Consider the following 20625-nt stretch of genomic DNA (forward strand, 5'->3'; position numbering starts at 1 on the left):
GCAGACGCAGCAGGCCGTTGTCGACGAATACGCAGGTCAGCTGATCGCCGATGGCGCGGTGCAGCAGCGCGGCGACCACCGAGGAATCCACCCCGCCGGACAGGCCGAGCAGCACGTTGGCGCCGCCGACCTGGGCGCGCACCTGAGCGATGGCGTCTTCGACAATATTCGACGGCGTCCACAGCGGCGCGCAGCCACTGATTTCCAGAACGAAACGGGAGAGGATGCGCCCGCCTTGCTTGGTATGGGTCACTTCCGGGTGGAACTGCACGCCGTAGTAGCCGCGGTGATCGTCGGACATGGCGGCAATCGGGCAGCTCGGGGTGCTGGCCAGAATATGGAAGCCTTCGGGCATGGCGGTGACCTTGTCACCGTGGCTCATCCACACATCCAGGCCGAATACGCCGTCATCGTCGACATGGTCTTCGATGCCGGCCAGTAGGCGACCCTTGCCGACCACATCGACGCGGGCGTAGCCGAACTCACGCACATCCGAGCCCTGCACCTTGCCGCCGAGTTGCTCGGCCATGGTCTGCATGCCGTAGCAGATGCCCAGTACCGGCACCCCGAGGTCGAACACCGCATGCGGTGCCCGCGGGCTGTCGGCCTCGTGCACCGACTCCGGGCCACCGGCGAGAATGATGCCGCGCGGGGCGAAGGCACGGATGTCAGCGTCGCTCATGTCGAACGGATGCAGCTCGCAATACACGCCGATCTCGCGCACGCGGCGGGCGATCAGCTGGGTGTACTGGGAACCGAAATCCAGAATCAGGATGCGGTGAGCGTGAATGTCTTGGTGAGCCATGGGGTGCCTCTGCGAGGCAGCTGCAAGCTTCAAGCCGCAAGCTGCAAGTTATAGGGAGCTGAGCGGCAGCCAGACAGCTTTGACTTGTGGCTTGCCGCTTGAAGCTGTGGGCTTAGCCCACCCGATAGTTGGGCGCTTCCTTGGTGATCTGCACATCGTGCACGTGCGACTCGGCCATGCCGGCGCCGGTGATGCGCACAAACTCCGGCTTGCTACGCATCTCTTCGATGGTGGCGCAACCGGTGTAGCCCATGGAGGCGCGCAGGCCGCCCATCATCTGATGAACGATAGCCGCCATGGCGCCCTTGTACGGCACACGACCTTCGATACCTTCCGGCACCAGCTTTTCGGCACCGGCGGAAGAGTCCTGGAAATAACGATCCGAGGAGCCTTGCGCCTGCGCCATGGCGCCCAGCGAGCCCATGCCGCGGTAGGCCTTGTAGGAACGCCCCTGGAACAGCTCGACTTCACCCGGCGCCTCTTCGGTACCGGCCAGCATGGAGCCGATCATCACGCAGGACGCGCCGGCGACTATGGCCTTGGACAGATCGCCGGAGAAGCGGATGCCGCCATCGGCGATCAGCGGAATGCCGGTACCGGCCAGGGCGGCGGCGACATTGGCCACCGCGGAAATCTGCGGCACACCGACGCCAGCGACGATACGGGTGGTGCAGATGGAGCCCGGGCCGATACCGACCTTGACGCCGTCTGCGCCGGCTTCGGCTAGGGCCTTGGCGGCTTCGCCGGTGGCGATATTGCCGCCGATCACCTGCACTTCAGGGAAGCTCTGCTTGACCCAGCGCACACGGTCGATCACGCCCTTGGAGTGGCCGTGGGCGGTGTCGACGATAATCACATCGACCCCGGCGGCCACCAGCGCCGCCACGCGATCCACGGTATCGGCGCCAGTGCCGACAGCCGCGCCGACGCGCAGGCGACCCTGGTCGTCCTTGCTGGCCAGCGGGTAGGCCTTGGCTTTCTCGATGTCCTTGACGGTCATCATGCCCTTCAAGTGGAAGGCGTCGTCGACGATCAGGACTTTTTCGATGCGGTGCTTGTGCAGCAGATCGCGCACGACGTTCTTGTCGGCACCTTCCGGGACTGTGACCAGACGCTCTTTGGGCGTCATCACTTCACGCACGGTGGCGTCCAGGCGGTTCTCGAAGCGCACGTCGCGGGAGGTGACGATGCCGACCAGGTCGCCATCGCTCAGCACCGGCACGCCGGAGATGTTGTGCAGGCGGGTCAGGTCGAACAGGTCACGCACCGTGGCCTCGGCTTCGATGGTGATCGGGTCCTTGACCACACCCGCCTCGTAGCGCTTGACCTTGCGCACTTCGGCAGCCTGCTGCTCGGTTGTCATGTTCTTGTGGATGATGCCGATGCCGCCTTCCTGCGCCATGGCAATCGCCAGACGGGCTTCGGTCACGGTATCCATGGCGGCGGAAAGCAGCGGAATATTCAATTCGATGCCGCGGGTCAGGCGCGTCTTGAGGCTGACATCCTTCGGCAGAACTTCGGAATAACCTGGAACAAGTAGAACGTCGTCGAAGGTAAGAGCTTCTTGACTGATACGCAGCATGGCGGGGGCTCCCGGACGGGAAAATTGGAAGCGCGCCATTATACTCAGACGCCCCCCCGCACTCAATGCAAAGAATAGGCTACGCCTGGGGATAGTTAAGATTCTGGTCGGCAACGTCGCCGAACTGACTCACAAGTCAACTTTTACCAGCGAAACCGGGTAGCCCAAACGCTCGGCGAACTCGTCGAGAAAACCCTGCTTGAACTGCGCCTCTGCCCAGTTGTTGAAGATAAACCCTAGATTGGAAAAGCCACAGGGCTGCAAAAAGAGGAAGCCGTTGATGTCGTCTTCATGACCACAGAGCGGACAACTGAAGTTGTCGGTATGCCCCGGCATCCACTCTTCCAGGCTGTCGAACAGCGCTTCGCCTATCTCCCGCCGGCACTCGGGGCAACCCGCCTCTTCGAGAAAGCCCGCGGTGGGCGTATAGATGCAGCGCTTGTAAACGATTTCCAGGCCATGCACCGACTGCTCGAACGGCAGCCGCTCTGGATGCTCGACCACCCGCCGGGCGCCCGGCGCAATGCCATAAGCCATGCGTTTGAACGTGCGCCCGCAGGTGCTCAGTTCGGGGGCGATGATGCTCTGCTGCACCAGCCAACGCACAATCACCCGCGCCCTGGCTTCATGGCCGGGAAAGCTGGAAATCTGCGGCACGATAATGGCTTGCTGCTCACTCATGGTTGGGCTCGGTTTGCGCTAAGAACCTGTTTACGATCTGCTGCGCGTCGGCCATCCGGCGTTAAAAACAGCCTCGGCAAGCCGCTTGCGGCTAACGCGCTTTAGCGCGACCCGAAGGGCGAGCGCAGCGAGTTATGCTCATTTACAGCTCGTAAACTGCGCTTCCTCGGCTGTTTTTGCCTTGTCTGGCTCTAGCTCGCGAGATCGTAAACAGGTTCTAAAAGACGCGCAGCTTAATGTCCTGGTTCCACGGGTCAAGGCTCTACAGTTGCACGGGCAAAGCCTTTACTATGCCGGCCATGATCAAAGACCCCTTCCAACGCCTGAACCTCGACCGCGAAGTGCTCAGCGTCAGCCAGCTCAATAACCGCGCGCGCCTGCTGCTGGAGGATGTGTTCGGCGGCATCTGGGTCGAGGGGGAAATCTCCAACCTGGCCAAGCCGGCGTCCGGGCATATCTATTTCACCCTTAAAGATAGCCAGGCCCAGGTGCGCTGCGCCTTGTTCCGCCAGAACGCGGCCAAGGTGCGCCAGGCCTTGCGCGATGGTTTGGCGGTCAAGGTGCGCGGCAAGGTGTCCCTGTTCGAAGGGCGCGGCGACTACCAGCTGATTCTCGATACGGTGGAACCGGCCGGCGATGGCGCCTTGCGCCTGGCCTTCGAGGCGCTGAAAGAGAAACTCAGCGCCGAGGGACTGTTTGCCGCCGAGCGCAAGGTCGCCCTACCCAGCCACCCCAAGCGTATCGGCATTATCAGCTCGCCCACCGGCGCGGTGATTCGCGACATTATCAGCGTATTCCGCCGCCGCGCGCCCCAGGTCGAACTCACGCTAATCCCCACCGCCGTACAGGGCCGCGAAGCCACGGCGCAAATAGTCCGCGCCCTGCAGCTGGCCGACCGCCAGGGCTTCGACGCGCTGATCCTGGCCCGTGGCGGCGGCTCCCTGGAAGACCTCTGGTGCTTTAACGAAGAGTCGCTGGCGCGGGCAGTGGCCGCCTGCACAACCCCCATCGTCAGCGCCGTGGGCCATGAGACCGATGTCTCCATCTGCGATTTCGTCGCCGACGTACGCGCGCCCACGCCCTCCGCCGCCGCCGAATTGCTGGCCCCCGACAGCAGCGAACTGGTGCAGCGCCTGCACAGCCTGCAGCGCCGGTTGGTCATGCGCATGCAGAGCCGCCTGGAGCGCGAGCACATGCGCCTGGACGGCTTGCGTCGGCGCCTGCGCCACCCTGGCGAACGCCTGCGCCAGCATGCGCAGCGCCTGGACGATCTGGAAATGCGCCTGGCGCGGGCCTTCGAACGCCAGCTGAACAACCGCCGCGAACGCCTGGCGCGCCTGCACACCCGTCTCACCAGCCAGCACCCGGAGCGCAACCTGCAGTTGCTGGACCAGCGCCTGGGCACGCTCGCCGACCGCCTGCAACGAGCCATGCGCGAAGGCCTGAAACAGCGCCACCTGCAGCTGCAAAGCCAGGTGCACTGCCTGCATGCCGTAAGCCCCCTGGCCACCCTGGGCCGCGGCTACAGCATCCTGCTGGATGAACGCGGCCGCGCCATCCGCAACGCCGCCGATACCCGCCCCGGCCAACGCCTAAAAGCCCGCCTGGGTCAGGGCGAGTTGGATGTGCGGGTCGAAGACAACCATATACAGCCGGCCACCCTGTCGCTGCTGGATTAACGATGGAAACGGTGGATGAGAGAAGCGTCATCCACCCTACATAGGGGCACCCATGCGCTTTCTCTCAGTATTGTTTGTCCTTTTGCTTGCCCTGCCCGTGCATGCCGAAGGCTTTATCAGCCGCCTGCTAAACAAACCCGTGCCCGGCGGCGTGGCCGTGGTCGATCTGGGGCCGGCGGCCAGTGCGCCCAAGGCGCGCTACCAGGGCAAGCCGCTGCTGGTGATCAAGGAAGACCAGCAGCGCTGGATCGCCATAGTCGGCCTGCCGCTGACCACCCAGCCCGGCACCCAGCAGATTCAGGTCAACGACGGCCAGCCCCTGAGTTTCCAGGTCGGCCGCAAGCACTACGTCGAGCAGCGCATCCGCCTCAAGAATCAGCAGCAGGTCAATCCCAACGCCGCCAACCTCAAGCGCATCGAACGTGAGCTGGCCGAGCAGACCCGCGCCTACCAGCAATTCAGCGCCCGCCAGCCGAGCAATCTGCTGCTCGACAAACCTGTGGGCGGCCCGCTGTCCAGCCCCTTCGGCTTGCGCCGCTTCTTCAACGACGAGGAACGCAACCCGCACTCGGGGCTGGATTTTGCCGCGAGCCAAGGCACGCCGATCAAGGCCCCGGCGGCCGGCCAGGTGATACTGATCGGCGATTACTTCTTCAACGGCAAGACGGTCTTCCTCGATCACGGCCAAGGCCTGATCAGCATGTTCTGCCACCTGTCCGCGATCGATGTACGACTGGGCGACGAACTCCCCCGCGGCGGCGTGCTCGGCAAAGTCGGCGCCACCGGCCGCGCCACCGGGCCGCACCTGCATTGGAATATCAGCCTGAATGACGCCCGGGTCGACCCGGCGATCTTTATCGGCGCCTTTAAGCCCTGAGCAGTTTTAGCGGCAAGGACCATCCGCCTAGCAGACCATTGAAAAACTACCTGCGTTGCCGATACGGCGTTAAAAACAGGCTCGGAATGCTCATTTACAGCTCGTAAACTCCGCTTCCTCGCCTGTTTTTGCCTTGTCTCGGCTGCCTCGCCTACATTTTTCAACGGCCTGCTAGCCGTTAACTGTTGTTTCGGCGCGGCGCAATCCAGGCAAATCACAGCCTGGTAAAGCGCTATAAAATTGCTCTAATCACTGCATAGCGCGATCTATCACCAATTTTTTAAGCACGCTTGCACGCTTTTTCCCAACTGGCTAGGGTTGGCGCTATGAACGCTATCCACTGCCTTATTCTGCTGCGACAACACGCCAAGACCCACACGGATGTGGGAAATACCGCTAGCCCGCCGGCGACCCCATGGATGGGGGAGGTAGGAAAAATGCCAGGAGCCTGTATTTTTCAAGAATGGCCGAGAACGGCCCCGGCCCTGCGCCTGGTCAGCCAGCGACTGCGTGGCTAATAGCGCACGTCAACGCCCCGCCCTATTTTTTCAGATTCAGCCCGGTCCGCCGCTTGCGGCCGCCGCTAACAAGGATTGCCCCATGAGCATGCTTAAAGACCCGTCCAGCAAATACCGCGCGTTCCCGGCCATCGACTTGCCGGATCGCACCTGGCCGTCGAAGACCATCACCCAGGTGCCGATCTGGTGCAGCTCCGACCTGCGCGACGGTAACCAGTCGCTGATCGAGCCGATGGATGCGGCGAAGAAGATGCGTTTCTTCAAGACCCTGGTGCAGGTCGGCATCAAGCAGATCGAAGTGGGTTTCCCCTCGGCCTCGCAGACCGACTTCGACTTCGTTCGCGAGCTGATCGAGGGCGGGCATATCCCCGACGACACCACGATCCAGGTGCTGACCCAGGCTCGCGAAGACCTGATCACCCGTACCTTCGAGTCGCTCAAGGGCGCCAAGCGGGCCATAGTCCACGTGTACAACGCCACCGCGCCGAGCTTTCGCCGCATAGTGTTCAACCAGGACCAGGCCGGCGTGATCGCCATCGCGGTGAATGCCGCGCGCGTCATCGAGCACCTGGCCGCCCAGCAGCCGGGCACCCAGTGGACCTTCCAGTACTCGCCGGAGATCTTCTCCTCCACCGACCTGGAGTTCGCCGTGGAAGTCTGCGACGCAGTACTGGACGTGTGGCAGCCGACGCCAAGCAACAAGGTGATTCTCAATCTGCCGACCACAGTGGAAGTGGCCACGCCCAACGTCTACGCCGACCAGATCGAATGGTTCGGCCGCCATATCAGCCGCCGCGACAGCGTGCTGATCAGCCTGCACACCCACAACGACCGCGGCACGGGCGTGGCCGCCAGCGAGCTGGGCTTGATGGCCGGCGCCGATCGCGTCGAAGGCTGCCTGTTCGGCAACGGCGAGCGCACCGGCAACGTCGACCTGGTTAACCTGGCGCTGAACCTCTATACCCAGGGCATTCACCCGGGCCTGGATTTCTCCGATATCGACGCCGTGCGCAAGGTGGTCGAGGAGTGCAACCAGATCCCGGTGCACCCGCGCCATCCCTATGTCGGCGACCTGGTACACACCGCATTTTCCGGTTCGCACCAGGATGCGATCCGCAAGGGCTTCGCCCAGCAGGCCCCGAACGGCATCTGGGAAGTGCCCTACTTGCCGATTGACCCGGCTGATATCGGCCGCAGCTACGAGGCGGTGATCAGGGTCAACAGCCAGTCCGGCAAGGGCGGCATCGCCTATCTGCTGGAACAGGAATACGGCATCTGCCTGCCACGGCGCATGCAGATCGAGTTCAGCCAGGTGGTGCAGACGGAAACCGATCGCCTCGGCCTGGAAATGAGCGCCAGCCAGATCCATCAACTGCTGGAGCGCGAATACCTGCACGCCACTGCACCCTATGCGCTGCAAGGCCATCGCCTGCAGGAAGAAAACGGCACCAGTGCGGTGGATGTAGAAGTTCTCAGCACGGGCGAAAGCCAGCACTGGCGCGGCATCGGCAAGGGCCCGCTGGAAGCCCTGGTGGCCGGCCTGCCAGTGGCCGTGGAGATCATGGACTACAGCGAGCACGCCATTGGTGCCGGCACCCACGCCAAAGCCGCGGCCTATATCGAGCTGCGGGTGGGCGGCGGCCGCGCCCTGCATGGCGTGGGTATCGACGAGAACCTCACCACCGCGAGCTTCCGCGCCCTGTTCAGCGCCCTGAACCGCGCCCTCGACCAGGCGGCCGAACAAGCCGCCTAAGTAACGCTGCCACGGTTCAGCCGCGCTTAGTCGCGGCTCAACTGCTCATTCACCAGATAGCGCGCCGTGGCCTGCAACGCCTGCGCGATATCCGGCCACAGCAGCTGGTGCCGCTGTGCCAATGCCTGGGTTGCGGCGGTATCGAAGCGCGTGGTCTGGATAAAGTCCAGCGACTCGGGCTCGGTGCGCAATAGCCTGGGCAGGCCCGGAATCTTCAACAACCAACGCAACAAGGGAATCGGCAGATGCCGGCTCGGCGCGCTGACGCCCAAGGTCTGCGCCAATTGTTGCAGCATGCCGTGCAGATTGGGCGTGCGCGCATCCAGCGCGAGGATTTCCTGCCCCGCCTGCTCCTGATCGAAGGCGGCCACCCGCAGCAGTTCCGCGAGAAAATCCACGCTGACCAGGGGCAGCCAATGCGCCGGCGACCCCGGAATGGCCCCTAATAAGCCGCCGGCCAGATTGCCGATCAAGCCGGCCAAAGGCTGCGCCGGAAGAATATGCCCACTGCGGCTATGCCCGCAGACAGTCGCCGGGTGCACCACCGTCAGCTCCGCGTTCAGTTCACTCATGCGCGCCAACACCTTGAAGTGCGCCTCCAGCTTGCTGCCTTCATAGGCGCCAATACGACGATAGACGGTGGCCCAATCGGTGCGACTGGGCGCCTGCAGATCGATGCCGAGGCGCCGCAGGTGTTCGTGATTGGCCAGCATAAAGCCGCCCGCCAGCAGCAGGCGACTGGCCTGACTGGCGGCCAGTTCCGCCACCGCCAGCGCGCCCTCGACATTCACCTGGCGCGCCTGCGCCACGGACAAGCCCCAGGCGAACTGCGCGCCGAGATGAAACACCACGGCCGCCTGACGCACCTGCTCGCGCGCCGCGGCATCCAGGCCCAACCCCGGCTTGCCCAGGTCGCCGGTCACGGCGCCGAGCAACTGGCCATTGCCGCCCAGCCTGTCGACCTGCCCACGCAGCGCCGGCAAGGCCGCGGGCGAACGCAGCAATAACGTCACCGGATGCCCGTTGCGGGTCAGACTGGCCACCAAATGCTGGCCGATAAAACCGCTGCCGCCGGTTACAAAACACTGCTTATGCATAATTGAGCCACCTGAGAAATAAATGACTCCAGCAGGCTAAACTGTCGAGCATACTCGACAGTCAAGAGGCAATTTGGATGCGCATTGGCGAACTGGAAAAACACAGCGGGGCCAGCCGCCACACCCTGCGCTACTACGAAAGCCTGGGCCTGATCAGCGCCCAGCGGCGCGCCAACAATTATCGTGAGTACAGCCCACAGACCTTGAGCGACCTGGGCTTTATCCAACAGGCGCAGAACATGGGGTTTTCCCTCGGCGAGATAGGCGAAATTCTCCAAGCACGCCGCGAGCAGCAGCTGGACTGTGCCCAAGGGGCGCTGCTGGTGGCGAAAAAGCTCGCCGAGGTGGAGCAGAAGATTGCCGACTTGCACAAGCTGCGCGCCTTCCTGCGCAGCGAACAACAACGCCTAGAAGCCAGCGCCGCCGCCCAGGCGGCAATGCGTGCGCAAGCATAGCTGGCGCAGTGCCAGCAGCGCCTAGCCTATCGCCGCAATCGGCCGTATGCTGATCACCACTGCGCCGAGCAACACGGCGACCCGCCCCGAGCCAAGCAGCCGAGCGGCTCGCCTACGCTCAAGCAGCGGGACAAACACCCCAGCCCCCGGACGGGCCATCACCTAGACTGCAATAGCTCGCCCGCCGGGAGAAAGACCGATGTTCCCACTCAACTGGATAGCCCGCCTGCTTCTCCTCAGCCTGCTGCTTGCCGGCAGCGTCTCCAGCATGGCGGCCACCGTAACCATGGCCTTCGGCGAGAAGATTCCGCCTTTTTGCTTTCCAGAAAGCGACAGCGGCATCGAATTGGAAGTGATAGGCGAGGCCCTGGGCTTTCGCGGACATAAACTCGAGCCGCGCTACTTTCCGCTGGCCCGAGTGCCCCTGGCCTTCCGCCGCGGCGAGGTGGATGCCGCCATGACCGACCTGGGCCAGGACCTGGGCGAAGCCGGCGCTCACTACGGCAACCCGGCGGTGATCTATTACAACGTCTTCGTCAGCCTGAAAAGCCGCCACCTCGACATCAAAAAGCCCGAGGACATCAAGGGCCTCAGCGTGGTGGCCTTCCAGGGCGCCGCCCAGCGCTATCCCGAGTGGCTGGCCGACAGCCAGAAGGATGGCCTGTACTTCGAGCAGAACAATCAGGAACTGCAGGTGCTCGGCCTGAACAAGGGCCGCTACGATCTGGTGCTCAGCGATCGCAGCATCTATCGCTACTTCGAGTTGCTGCTCGAACGCACCAGCCTATTCAAGGCCAAGAGCATCGACATGCACCAATTCACCGAGGAAGACCCGCAGAACTACCGGCCCGTGTTCCGCGACCCGCAGATCCGCGACGACTTCAATGCAGGCCTCGAACAGCTCAAGGCCAGCGGCCGTTATCAGGCGATCTACGACCACTACCTAAAGCAGTAATGCTCGCGCGATAGCGCAGGCATTCAGTCCGCCAGGGTAAACCCATCCGCATCCCGATACGCCGGGAAACGCTCACGGTAGGCCGCCAACTCCGCGGCCTTGAGCGTGACGCGAAACACCCCATCCGCCGCTCCAGGCTCCAGCAGCGGCTCGCCCTGGAAGTCCAGCACCTGGCTGTCACCGCTGTAGGCATGGCCCTTGCCGTCCTGGCCGACGCGGTTTACCGCCGCGACATAACAGAGGTTCTCGATGGCCCGCGCCGGCAATAGGCGGTTCCAATGGTTGCGCCGCGCCGCCGGCCAGTTGGCGGTATACAGCAGCAGATCGGTGCCGTGCGGATCACGGCTCCACAGCGGGAAACGCAGGTCGTAGCAGATCAGCGGACGGACCCGCCAACCCTTCAGCTCCAGCAGCACCTGCTGCTCGCCAGCGCTGTAGTGCTGGTGCTCGCCGGCCATACGAAACAGATGGCGCTTGTCGTAATGCGCCAGGCTGCCGTCCGGGCGCGCCCACAGCAGGCGATTGCGGTAACTGCCGTCACGCGCCTGGATAATCAGGCTGCCGGCTATCACCGCCTGCAGCTGCCTGGCCTGGGCACAGAGCCACTGGCTGGTCGGGCCATCCTCGGGCTCGGCCAGGGCTGCCGACTCCATGGAAAATCCGGTGCTGAACATCTCCGGCAGCACCACCAGGTCGGCGCCCCGGGCCTGCTGGAGCAACGCCTGGAAATGCGCGCGATTGGCGGCGGGGTCCTGCCAGGCCAGTTCGGTCTGGATCAGGACCAGCTCGAGATCGGGCAATTGGCTTATATCGCGCATAATTTTTCCGCCGCCTGGCCCAGGGTTTCCTCTCGTTTGGCGAAACAGAAACGCAGCAGTCGCAGGTCCTGGGGCGGCTGTTGATAGAACACCGACACCGGAATGGCCGCTACGCCATGCTCGCGAGTCAGCCATTCGGCCATGGCCACATCGTCGAGGTCGGTACGGATCGCCGAATAATCGACCAACTGGAAATAGGTCCCGCTGGTACGCGTAAAGCCGAAGCGCGAGTCGGCCAGCAGGTCGCAGAACAGATCGCGCTTGGCCTGGTAGAAGGCCGGCAGCTCTTCGACATGCTCCGGGTGCTCGGCCATATAGTCGGCCAACGCCCATTGCAGCGGCGTCACTCCACAGAAACTGACGTACTGATGGACCTTGCGCAGCTCGACGCTCAAGGCCGGCGGCGCCACCACATAGCCGGTCTTCCAGCCGGTAACGTGGTAGGTCTTGCCGAAGGAGCTGACCACGAAGGCGCGCCGATACAACTCCTCATGAGCCAGCACGCTGGCATGCTGGACGCCATCGAACACCAGATGCTCGTAGACCTCATCGCTGATCAGGTAGATATCGCGATCGCGAATCAGCGCCGCCAACTGATCCAGCTCGGCTCGCGAGATCAGCGCTCCACTGGGGTTATGCGGACTGTTGAGGATGATCAGGCGGATCTTGTCGCTCAGCGCCTCGCCCAGGCGCTGCCAATCGATGGTGAAATCCGGCAAAGCCAGCGGCACATGCACGCAGCGCCCGCCGGCCAGCTGCACCGAGGGCTCATAGCTGTCGTAGCAGGGGTCGAAGACTATGACTTCATCACCCGGCTGGATCAGCGCCTGGATCGCGCAGAAGATCCCCTGGGTCGCCCCCGGGACGATGGTGACTTCAGTATCGGCACTGACAGTGCGGCCATAGCTGCGGGCAACCTTGGCCGCCACCTGCTCGCGCAGCGCCGGCAGGCCGGTCATGGGCGCGTACTGGTTATGCCCAGCGGCAATATGCCGACCTACCGCATCGCGCAAGCCTTGCGGGCCATCGAAGTCGGGGAAACCCTGGGACAGGTTGAGCGCGCCGGTTTCCACGGCTAGCTGCGACATACGGGTGAAGATGGTGGTGCCGACATTCGGCAGTTTGCTGATAATCATGCTGACTCCAAGCCGGCCCGATGCTGGGCTTCGTGGTGCTCGGCGCAACCGACAAAGCTGGCGGCCAGAGCGCTAGTGATGCGGCAGGATAGCCGATCGAGCAGAAACGCAAAAGGCACCCGAAGGTGCCTTTATAGAGCGCTCTAGCCCAAACTTAGCGCTTGTCTTTGCGCTTCTTCTCGGCCTTTTTGTGGTGGCTCATCAAGCGGCGTTTCTTGTTCACCTGACGATCCGTGAGGGTGTTCTTGTTGCCCTCATACGGGTTCTCGCCACCCTTGAACTCGATGCGGATCGGCGTGCCGACCAGCTTGAGTACGCGGCGGTAGGTGTTTTCCAAGTAACGGATATAGGACTTGGGTACCGCATCGACCTGGTTGCCGTGAATCACGATCAGCGGCGGGTTGGCGCCACCCAGGTGGGCATAGCGCAGCTTGATGCGGCGGTTGTTGACCATGGGCGGCGCATGATCGCCGACTGCGTCTTCGAGAATCTGGGTCAGGCGGTTGGTCGGCCAGCGGGTGATCGCCGACTTGAACGAGGCCTGCACCGACTTGTACAGGTTGCCCACACCGGTGCCGTGCAACGCGGAGATAAAGTGGATGTCGGCGAAGTCGACGAAGAACAGCCGACGCTGCAACTCGACCTTCACGTAGTCGCGCTCGCTGGGCTCCATGCCGTCCCATTTGTTCAGGGCGATCACCAGGGCGCGACCGCTTTCCAACACGAAACCGAGCAGGTTGAGGTCATGGTCGACCACCCCTTCGCGGGCGTCCATGACAAACACCACGACGTTGGAGTCCTGGATCGCCTGCAGGGTTTTCACCACCGAGAACTTTTCCACCGCCTCGAAGATCTTGCCGCGGCGGCGCACGCCGGCGGTGTCGATCAGGGTGTACTTCTCCTCGTCGCGCTCGAACGGGATATAGATGCTGTCGCGGGTAGTGCCAGGCTGGTCATAGACGATCACCCGGTCTTCACCGAGCATGCGGTTGACCAGGGTCGATTTGCCGACGTTGGGCCGGCCAATGATCGCCAGCTTGATCCCGTCCTTCTCACTCGGGCCGGGAATGCGCTTGGCTTCCTGACCTTCGAGGACGACTTCCTCTTCCTCACCCTCTTCCGGCTCGGTGGCATCCTTGGGGAAGGAGCCCAAGACGGCTTCGAGCATCTGGGTGATGCCGCGGCCATGGGCACCGGCAATCGGCAGGGACTCACCCATGCCCATGCTGGAGAATTCGGCGCGGGCCAGGTCGGTGTCGATGTTGTCGACCTTGTTGATGACCAGGAAGCTGCGCTTGTTACGCCGACGCAGGTGCTCGCCAATCATCTGATCGGAGGCGGACAACCCGGCGCGGGCGTCCACCAGGAACAACACGGCATCGGCCTCTTCGATGGCCTGCAGCGATTGCTCGGCCATCTTCGCGTCGATGCCTTCCTCGTCACCGGAGATACCACCGGTGTCGATGACGATATAGGTTCGCCCCTGCCACTTGGCCTCGCCGTATTGACGATCACGGGTCAGACCAGACAGGTCGCCGACAATCGCGTCACGGGACTTGGTCAAGCGGTTAAACAGGGTGGACTTGCCGACGTTCGGACGGCCCACCAGGGCAATTACGGGAACCATTAGGCTCTCCACTTCGTTATTTCAGAAAATACAAAAGCCGCTGCATGGGCAGCGGCCGGAATTCATTGCACTGGCCAGGCTGCACAGCTTGATTGCTGTGCAGCATAGCCAAGCCCGTTAGCAGTGGGTCACTTGATGGTCAGAGCCACCAGGTTACCGCCATTGCCGTAGGCATACAGCCAATCACCCACCACCAACGGACGAGCGCGCAGGCCATCGCTGTCGATGCGCTCGCGGCCGACGAAACGGCCATCCACCTGGCTGACTAGGTGCAGGTAACCTTCCAGGTCACCGAAGGCTACGTAGCTGGAAAACACTTCCGGCGCCGACAGCTGGCGACGGGCCAGCGCATCGTTGCTCCACAGAGCCGAGGCGGAACGCTCATCGATGCCTTCCACTGTGCCGTTGGCCAGGCTGACGTAGACGTTGCCGAAACCCTGGGCGACGCCGACCGAACTGGAAGCCTCGCGCTGCCAGAGAATGCGGCCGCTTTCCAGGTCCAGCGCGGCGACACGGCCCTGGTAGCTGACGGCATACAGGGTGCCGGCAGACAGCAGCAGGCCACCGTCGATATCCACCACCCGCTCCAGCTCGGAACGGCCCTGAGGAATGGCCATGCGCTGTTCCCAAACGGGGATACCGCGCTGCGCATCCAGAGCAATTACCTTGCCGGTGGACAGGCCGGCAATCGCCAGACGGTTGGTCAGTACCGGGCTACCGGTGCCGCGCAGGGTCAGTACGGCCGGGGTGTTCTCGAAAATCCAGCGTTGCTCGCCGCTGTTCATGTCCAAGGCGATCAGGCGATCGTCCTGGGTCTGTACCAGCACCACATCGCCATTCAGCGCCGGCGCCGCCAGCACTTCACTGGTCACCCGCGCACGCCACTTTTCCTCACCGGAGCTGGCGTCCAGGGCGATTATTTCGCCTTTCAGGGTGCCAACCACGACCAGGCCGTAGCCGGCTGCAACGGCGCCGGAAACCGGCAATTCCAGCTCGGTTTTCCAGATCACGTCGCCATTCATGCGGTCCAGCGCCATCACCAGGCCTTCGACGTCCGCGGCATAGATGCGCTCGCCGTCGACTACCGGGACCAGCATATTGAAGGTTTCACCCTGGCCATCGCCAATCGAGCGACTCCACTCCTCATGCAATACGACTTCTTCTTCGAAGTCAGGCAGGTCGGCCGGCGGCAGTTCCTTTTTGCTATTGCTGCTGCAACCCACAACCATTACGGCCAAGGCCAGCAGTGCGGCATTCTTCCAGCGCATCACGTCACGCATCCCCTTTTGCCAGGTCATCCAGCTTCATTTGCAAACCGCCAACGGCTGCGTCTTCCGACAGCGCGGCCTTGGCTTTCTCATAGGCGGCATGGGCTTCGTCGTTACGCCCAAGCTGGACCAGCAGATCACCCTTGAGCTCTTCGCGGCTGGCGGCAAAAGCCGGCTCAACCTTGGTGTCCAACAACTGCAGCGCCGCTTCGGCCTTGTCCTGGGCAGCCAGTACGCGGGCCAGACGCTGACGCGCCAACTCCGCCAGATTGTCATCGGCCGGCTTATCGACTATCACCTGCAATTCGCTGGCAGCGTCATCCAGCTTGCCGGCCTCGACCGCTACCTTGGCGACGAACAGGCTGCCGTACTGGGCGTAGTGGGTGCCGGAGAAATCACTTTTGAGCTTGTTGGCCAGCTCGGCCACTTTACCGGCATCCGGCATACCGCTCGGGTCCAGAGCGGCTTCCAGCAGTTGCTGATACAGCAGCGAAGCACCCTGGGACTGGCTGGCCTGGTACCTCTGCCAGCCCTGCCAGCCGAAGACGACTACCAACGCCAGCGCAACGCCTGTGAGCAACGGCATGCCATTGCGCTGCCACCAGTCCTTGATTACCGCCAGCTCTTCTTCATCGGTACGCGAAACCACCCCAGTACTCCTATTCGCTAAATCACTTAACAGGCCGCTGAAAAACTACTGCGCTAGGCTATGCGGCGTTGAAATCAACCTCGGAATGCTCATGTACAGCTCGTACACTCCGCTTCCTCGGCTGATTTCGCCTTGCCTAACCGTCGCTCGCTACGTTTTTCAACGGCCTGTATTAACCCTGCTTGGTGCAGGTTGCCAGATGCTCGGCCAATGCCGACCAGGCGATACTTTGTTGCTCACCCTGATCGCGCAGCGGCTTGCAACCTACCACTTGCTGGGCCAGTTCGTCTTCACCCAAGACCAGTGCATAGAGCGCCCCGCTCTTATCGGCCTTCTTCAATTGACTCTTGAAACTGCCCGCGCCGGCATTCAGCTGCAAACGCAGCCCCGGCAGCTGATCGCGCAGGCGCTCGGCCATGACCAGGGCCGCCAGCTCTGCGGGCTCACCAAAGGCGCACAGATAGACATCGACCTGACGGGCAATTTCGGCCGGTACTTTACCTAGAGTTTCGAGCAACAGCACCAAGCGTTCGATACCCATGGCAAAACCTACGCCAGGGGTCGGCTTGCCGCCCATCTGCTCGACCAGGCCGTCGTAGCGGCCGCCGGCACAGACAGTGCCTTGGGAGCCGAGCTGGTCGGTGACCCACTCGAACACCGTCTTGCTGTAGTAATCCAGGCCACGCACCAGCTTGGGGTTGATCACATAAGGCACGCCGGCAGCGTCCAGACGGGCCTTCAGGCCCTCGAAGTGGACACGCGACTCTTCGTCCAGATAATCCGCCATCTTCGGCGCATCGGCCAGCAGCGCCTGGGTTTCCGGAGCCTTGCTGTCGAGCACGCGCAGCGGGTTGCTGGTCAGGCGGCGACGGCTGTCTTCATCGAGCTGGTCGGCACGGGCACTGAGGTACTCGACCAGAGCATCGCGGTACAGCGCACGCGCCGCGCTGGTGCCCAGGCTATTGAGTTCCAGGGTGACCGCATCACGAATACCGAGCAGGCCCCACAGGCGCCAGGTCAGGATGATCAGTTCGGCATCGATATCCGGGCCGTCGATATTGAAGACTTCAACACCGATCTGGTGGAACTGGCGGTAGCGACCCTTCTGCGGCCGCTCGTGGCGGAACATCGGGCCGATATACCAGAGCTTCTGGGTCTGCCCGCCGCCCGCCAAGCCATGCTCGAGCACGGCGCGCACGCAGGCCGCGGTGCCTTCCGGGCGCAGGGTCAGGGAGTCGCCATTGCGATCCTCGAAGGTGTACATCTCTTTTTCGACTATGTCGGTGACTTCACCGATGGAGCGCTTGAACAGCTCGGTGAACTCGACGATGGGCATGCGCATCTGCCGATAGCCGTAGCCATCCAGCAGACTGCCCACAGTACCTTCGAAATAGCGCCAAAGCGGAGTTTGCTCGGGCAGGATGTCGTTCATGCCACGAATGGCTTGCAGGGACTTGCTCAATTCAATTCCTTAACGGTGTTAACTGCGCGCGATAACCGCGGCGTCAGCAGCGACCTTGTCGGCCGCTTTCTGGCGGATCAGCTTTTCCAGCTCATCCACCAGGTTGTCATTACCGAGCTTCTTCGCCGGCTTGCCGTCGATATAGATCAAGTTGTTCGGCGAGCCACCGGTCAGGCCGATATGCGCCTCCTTGGCTTCCCCTGGACCGTTGACCACACAACCGATCACCGCCACATCCAGCGGCACCAGCAGGTCTTCGACCCGGGCTTCCAGCTCGTTCATGGTCTTGACCACATCGAAGTTCTGCCGCGAGCAACTCGGGCAGGCGATAAAGTTGATGCCACGGGAGCGCAGGCGCAGCGACTTGAGGATATCGAAGCCGACCTTGATCTCTTCCACCGGATCGGCGGCCAGGGAGATGCGGATGGTATCGCCAATGCCTTCGGCCAGCAGCATACCCAGGCCCACCGCCGACTTCACCGTGCCGGAACGCAGGCCTCCGGCTTCGGTGATACCCAGGTGCAGCGGCTGCTCGATCTGCTTGGACAGCAGGCGGTACGCCTCCACCGCCATAAACACATCGGAAGCCTTAACGCTGACCTTGAAGTCGGGGAAATTCAGACGATCCAGGTGTTCGACATGGCGCAGCGCCGACTCGACCAGCGCGGCTGGGGTCGGTTCACCGTATTTCTTCTGCAGGTCTTTTTCCAGGGAGCCGGCATTGACCCCGATACGGATCGGAATGCCTTTGTCACGAGCGGCCTCGACCACGGCGCGCACCCGGTCTGCCCGGCCGATATTGCCCGGATTGATGCGCAGGCAATCGACACCCAGTTCGGCCACGCGCAGGGCGATCTGGTAGTCGAAGTGGATATCAGCCACCAGCGGTACCCGAACCTGCTGCTTGATCTTGCCGAAAGCCTCGGCGGCGTCCATATCCGGCACCGATACCCGCACTATGTCGGCACCGGCATCTTCCAGACGACGGATCTGCGCCACGGTCGCGGCCACATCGTTGGTATCGCTGTTGGTCATGCTCTGCACGGCGATGGGCGCATCGCCGCCCACGGGCACCGAGCCCACCCAGATTTTTCGCGTCAAACGGCGCTTGATCGGCGACTCACAATGCATGCTAGAGCCCACCCAACTTCAGACGGGCGGTTTCACCGGAAACAAAAGGCGCCACATCGACCACAGCACCGTTGTAGCTCACCTGGGCGCCCCGGGCGTAGCCCAAGCGCAGCTCGAATGGCGGCTTGCCAGCCAGTTCCAGGGTATCGCCCTTGCGCTTCAAGGCACTGAACAGCACCTTGCCAGTGGCATCGGTCAACTGAGTCCAGCAATCGGCACTGTAGGTCACACTGACCCGCGCCTCACCGACCGCGACTGGTGCAGGTTGAGCGACAGCTGCCTGAGGCGCAGCAGCAACCGGCTGCTCTGCTGCGGCGACGAGTTCAGTGGCCGCGCTTGCAGTGACTGCGGGTTGCGCAACAGACGCAGCTGGCACTGCATCCTCGGCCTGGGGCAGAGCTTCTGGCTGAGCCTCGCTAACCGCCTCCGCCTCAGGCAGCACGGGTGCAATCAATTCGCTGTCGCCTTGAGCGGCCAGCACGGCTTGGTCCTCCAGCTCATCAAACTGATGAATCTGGGTGGTGCCATCCGCACCCTCAACCTCAACCTGCTCAATGCTGGTCACAGCCGAGTCTTTGCCGCTTAGTTCGGCCTGTTCCTGCCACCAGTAAAAACCCAAGCCCGCCAACGCCAGCAGCAACACAAAGCTGACCATGCGCAGCACGCGCTGTGAATAGCTCATCGGCTCTTCGATACGACCCAGACTGTGCACACTGCTGCCTGCCGCGTCGCTTCCAGTGAACTGATCGAACTCCAGCACCAGGCGGTTCTGATCTATATCCAGCAATTTGGCATAGGCGCGCACGTAACCGCGGGCAAAGGTATGCCCAGGCAACTTATCGAATGCCCCCAACTCGATCTGGCTGAGGCGCTGCGGTGTCAGGTTGAGCTGGGCAGCCACCTCGGCGATGGTCCAGCCACGGCTCTCACGAGCCTTGCGCAAGGACTCGCCCGGATTGCTGCGGGGAACTGCTAGCACTTCTGGATGCGCCGCTTTCATCATTGCTCCGACAGGTATTGCTGATATTCCGGCGTACCGGGATAAAGACGTTTTAACTGCAAGCCCAGGCTCGCGGCATTGTCACGATCCTCGAAAATTCTCGCCAAACGCGTGCCCAACAGCAGGCTACGGGCATTCTGCTCGGAGAGTGCCTTGTAACTCTCGTAATAGCTGCGCGCCGGCACATAGTCCTTGTCCTCATAGGACAGCACGGCCATTTCCAGCAGTGCGCGAGGCTGACGGCTATTAAGGCGCAGAGAGCGCTCGAAATAGGTCTTGGCCTGGTCGCGCTGCTGGAGTTTCAACGAGGTCAAACCGAGGTTCTCAAACACCCGCGAACGCTCAGGATAAAGATTGTCCTGAGCGGCCTGCTGATAGCGCTCAAAGGCTTCGTCATAGCGTTTCTGCTCGAACAGAAAACTGCCGTAATTATTCAGCAGACGGGCATCACCACCTCGCTGCGAGAGGGCCTTGCGGTAGTGCTCATCCGCCAGTTTGGGTTCCATTTCAATCTGGAATACCAGAGCCAGGGCGGCATGGGCATCGGCGTTTGAAGGGTCCAGCTCCAGGGCTTTTTTCAACGGCACCTTGGCGCGCTCGGTGGCACCTCGCTGCAAGTAGCCTAGGCCTAGCTGGGTGTAGGCATCGCGAGCCTCGTCTCGGCCTTTGTCGGTTTTCATGGGATCGACATTACCCGTCGAAACACAACCGACCAACAGGCTGGCAATCACTAGTAACAGCGCAGGACGCAAGGTCATGGGTATCCTCCCCTAAGTTCGATTGACGACAGAACTCGGCGTTTCAGCCTCGCTACTCAGTTGACGCACCGCAATATAGCGTTCGCTTCTACGGGTACGATCCATAACCTGGCCAACCAACTGGCCACAGGCCGCATCGATGTCCTCGCCGCGCGTGGTGCGCACTGTGACATTGTGCCCGGCTTTGTGCAGCAGGTCCTGGAAACGGCGAATGGCGTTATTGCTCGGCCGCTCGTACCCCGAGTGGGGGAAGGGATTAAACGGAATCAGGTTGATCTTGCAAGGCACATCTTTGAGAAGTGCGATCATTTCCTCAGCGTGCTCAGGCTTATCGTTTACATCCTTGAGCAAGGTGTACTCGATGGTCAGCACAC

General features: G+C 62.4%; 18 protein-coding genes and 1 pseudogene. 5 read left to right on the forward strand and 14 right to left on the reverse strand.

The genetic code is table 11. From position 1 onward, the window contains the following. From guaA to Q8Q83_RS00520, 3 genes are all read right to left on the reverse strand, one after another. Positions 1–805, reverse strand: an 805-nt coding sequence (guaA, locus tag Q8Q83_RS00510) for a glutamine-hydrolyzing GMP synthase (protein WP_305620180.1), incomplete at its 3' end; no start/stop codon positions are given. A 112-nt stretch (positions 806–917) separates the two neighbouring features. Then, positions 918–2387 carry an IMP dehydrogenase gene (guaB, locus tag Q8Q83_RS00515; protein ID WP_305620182.1) on the reverse strand — a complete coding sequence of 490 codons (1470 nt, stop codon included), beginning with the start codon at positions 2385–2387 and terminating at the stop codon, positions 918–920. Between the two features lie 129 nt (positions 2388–2516). Next, a complete protein-coding gene (locus Q8Q83_RS00520) occupies positions 2517–3068 on the reverse strand; it encodes a sugar ABC transporter ATPase (RefSeq protein ID WP_305620184.1) in 552 nt (183 codons plus the stop codon). 299 nt (positions 3069–3367) lie between these two features. On the opposite strand from Q8Q83_RS00520, the gene xseA reads away from it, so the two are divergent. From xseA to leuA, 3 genes are all read left to right on the forward strand, one after another. Continuing rightward, positions 3368–4747, forward strand: a complete 1380-nt coding sequence (gene xseA, locus Q8Q83_RS00525) for an exodeoxyribonuclease VII large subunit (RefSeq protein ID WP_305620207.1) — start codon at positions 3368–3370, stop codon at positions 4745–4747. Between the two features lie 52 nt (positions 4748–4799). Continuing rightward, positions 4800–5624 carry a peptidoglycan DD-metalloendopeptidase family protein gene (locus Q8Q83_RS00530; protein WP_305620186.1) on the forward strand — a complete coding sequence of 275 codons (825 nt, stop codon included), beginning with the start codon at positions 4800–4802 and terminating at the stop codon, positions 5622–5624. A gap of 600 nt (positions 5625–6224) precedes the next feature. After that, positions 6225–7895: a 2-isopropylmalate synthase gene (gene leuA, locus Q8Q83_RS00535; protein WP_305620187.1), complete on the forward strand. Its 1671-nt coding sequence runs from the start codon at positions 6225–6227 to the stop codon at positions 7893–7895. A gap of 26 nt (positions 7896–7921) precedes the next feature. Here the strand turns inward: leuA and Q8Q83_RS00540 are convergent, their stop codons facing one another. After that, entirely contained in the window at positions 7922–8992 is a 1071-nt protein-coding gene (locus Q8Q83_RS00540; protein ID WP_305620189.1) for an SDR family oxidoreductase, read from the reverse strand. Between the two features lie 77 nt (positions 8993–9069). On the opposite strand from Q8Q83_RS00540, the gene Q8Q83_RS00545 reads away from it, so the two are divergent. Next, complete coding sequence (locus Q8Q83_RS00545; RefSeq protein ID WP_305620191.1) at positions 9070–9447, forward strand: MerR family transcriptional regulator; 378 nt, start codon at positions 9070–9072, stop codon at positions 9445–9447. 199 nt (positions 9448–9646) lie between these two features. Continuing rightward, a complete protein-coding gene (locus Q8Q83_RS00550; protein ID WP_305620193.1) occupies positions 9647–10402 on the forward strand; it encodes an ABC transporter substrate-binding protein in 756 nt (251 codons plus the stop codon). Between the two features lie 23 nt (positions 10403–10425). On the opposite strand, the gene Q8Q83_RS00555 is transcribed toward Q8Q83_RS00550, so the two are convergent. The 10 genes and pseudogenes from Q8Q83_RS00555 to Q8Q83_RS00600 form a co-directional block, all read right to left on the reverse strand. Next, a complete protein-coding gene (locus tag Q8Q83_RS00555; protein WP_305620195.1) occupies positions 10426–11220 on the reverse strand; it encodes an amidohydrolase in 795 nt (264 codons plus the stop codon). Beyond that, on the reverse strand, positions 11208–12356 hold the full coding sequence (locus Q8Q83_RS00560) for a pyridoxal phosphate-dependent aminotransferase (RefSeq protein ID WP_305620196.1): 1149 nt from the start codon (positions 12354–12356) through the stop codon (positions 11208–11210). The genes Q8Q83_RS00555 and Q8Q83_RS00560 overlap by 13 nt, the downstream gene beginning before the upstream one ends. A 154-nt stretch (positions 12357–12510) precedes the next feature. Beyond that, positions 12511–13983 carry a ribosome biogenesis GTPase Der gene (gene der / locus Q8Q83_RS00565; RefSeq protein WP_305620198.1) on the reverse strand — a complete coding sequence of 491 codons (1473 nt, stop codon included), beginning with the start codon at positions 13981–13983 and terminating at the stop codon, positions 12511–12513. 128 nt (positions 13984–14111) lie between these two features. Further along, positions 14112–15263 (reverse strand): outer membrane protein assembly factor BamB, encoded by a 1152-nt coding sequence (gene bamB / locus Q8Q83_RS00570; RefSeq protein WP_305620208.1) that lies wholly within the window; start codon positions 15261–15263, stop codon positions 14112–14114. Next, complete coding sequence (locus tag Q8Q83_RS00575; protein WP_305620210.1) at positions 15256–15837, reverse strand: tetratricopeptide repeat protein; 582 nt, start codon at positions 15835–15837, stop codon at positions 15256–15258. The genes bamB and Q8Q83_RS00575 overlap by 8 nt, the downstream gene beginning before the upstream one ends. 235 nt (positions 15838–16072) lie before the next feature. Further along, positions 16073–17362, reverse strand: coding sequence for a histidine--tRNA ligase (gene hisS, locus Q8Q83_RS00580; RefSeq protein ID WP_305620200.1), 1290 nt, complete (start codon positions 17360–17362; stop codon positions 16073–16075). 18 nt (positions 17363–17380) lie between these two features. Continuing rightward, positions 17381–18493, reverse strand: coding sequence for a flavodoxin-dependent (E)-4-hydroxy-3-methylbut-2-enyl-diphosphate synthase (gene ispG, locus Q8Q83_RS00585; protein ID WP_305620201.1), 1113 nt, complete (start codon positions 18491–18493; stop codon positions 17381–17383). Position 18494: 1 nt separating this feature from the next. Further along, positions 18495–19493 (reverse strand): RodZ family helix-turn-helix domain-containing protein, encoded by a 999-nt coding sequence (locus tag Q8Q83_RS00590; protein ID WP_305620203.1) that lies wholly within the window; start codon positions 19491–19493, stop codon positions 18495–18497. Further along, a complete protein-coding gene (gene pilW / locus Q8Q83_RS00595; RefSeq protein ID WP_305620205.1) occupies positions 19493–20251 on the reverse strand; it encodes a type IV pilus biogenesis/stability protein PilW in 759 nt (252 codons plus the stop codon). The genes Q8Q83_RS00590 and pilW overlap by 1 nt, the downstream gene beginning before the upstream one ends. A 12-nt stretch (positions 20252–20263) precedes the next feature. Beyond that, positions 20264–20625 (reverse strand): annotated as a pseudogene (locus tag Q8Q83_RS00600) (23S rRNA (adenine(2503)-C(2))-methyltransferase RlmN); the annotation flags it as partial.

Source organism: Pseudomonas sp. (genome assembly GCF_030696055.1).
Classification (GTDB): Bacteria; Pseudomonadota; Gammaproteobacteria; order Pseudomonadales; family Pseudomonadaceae; genus Aquipseudomonas.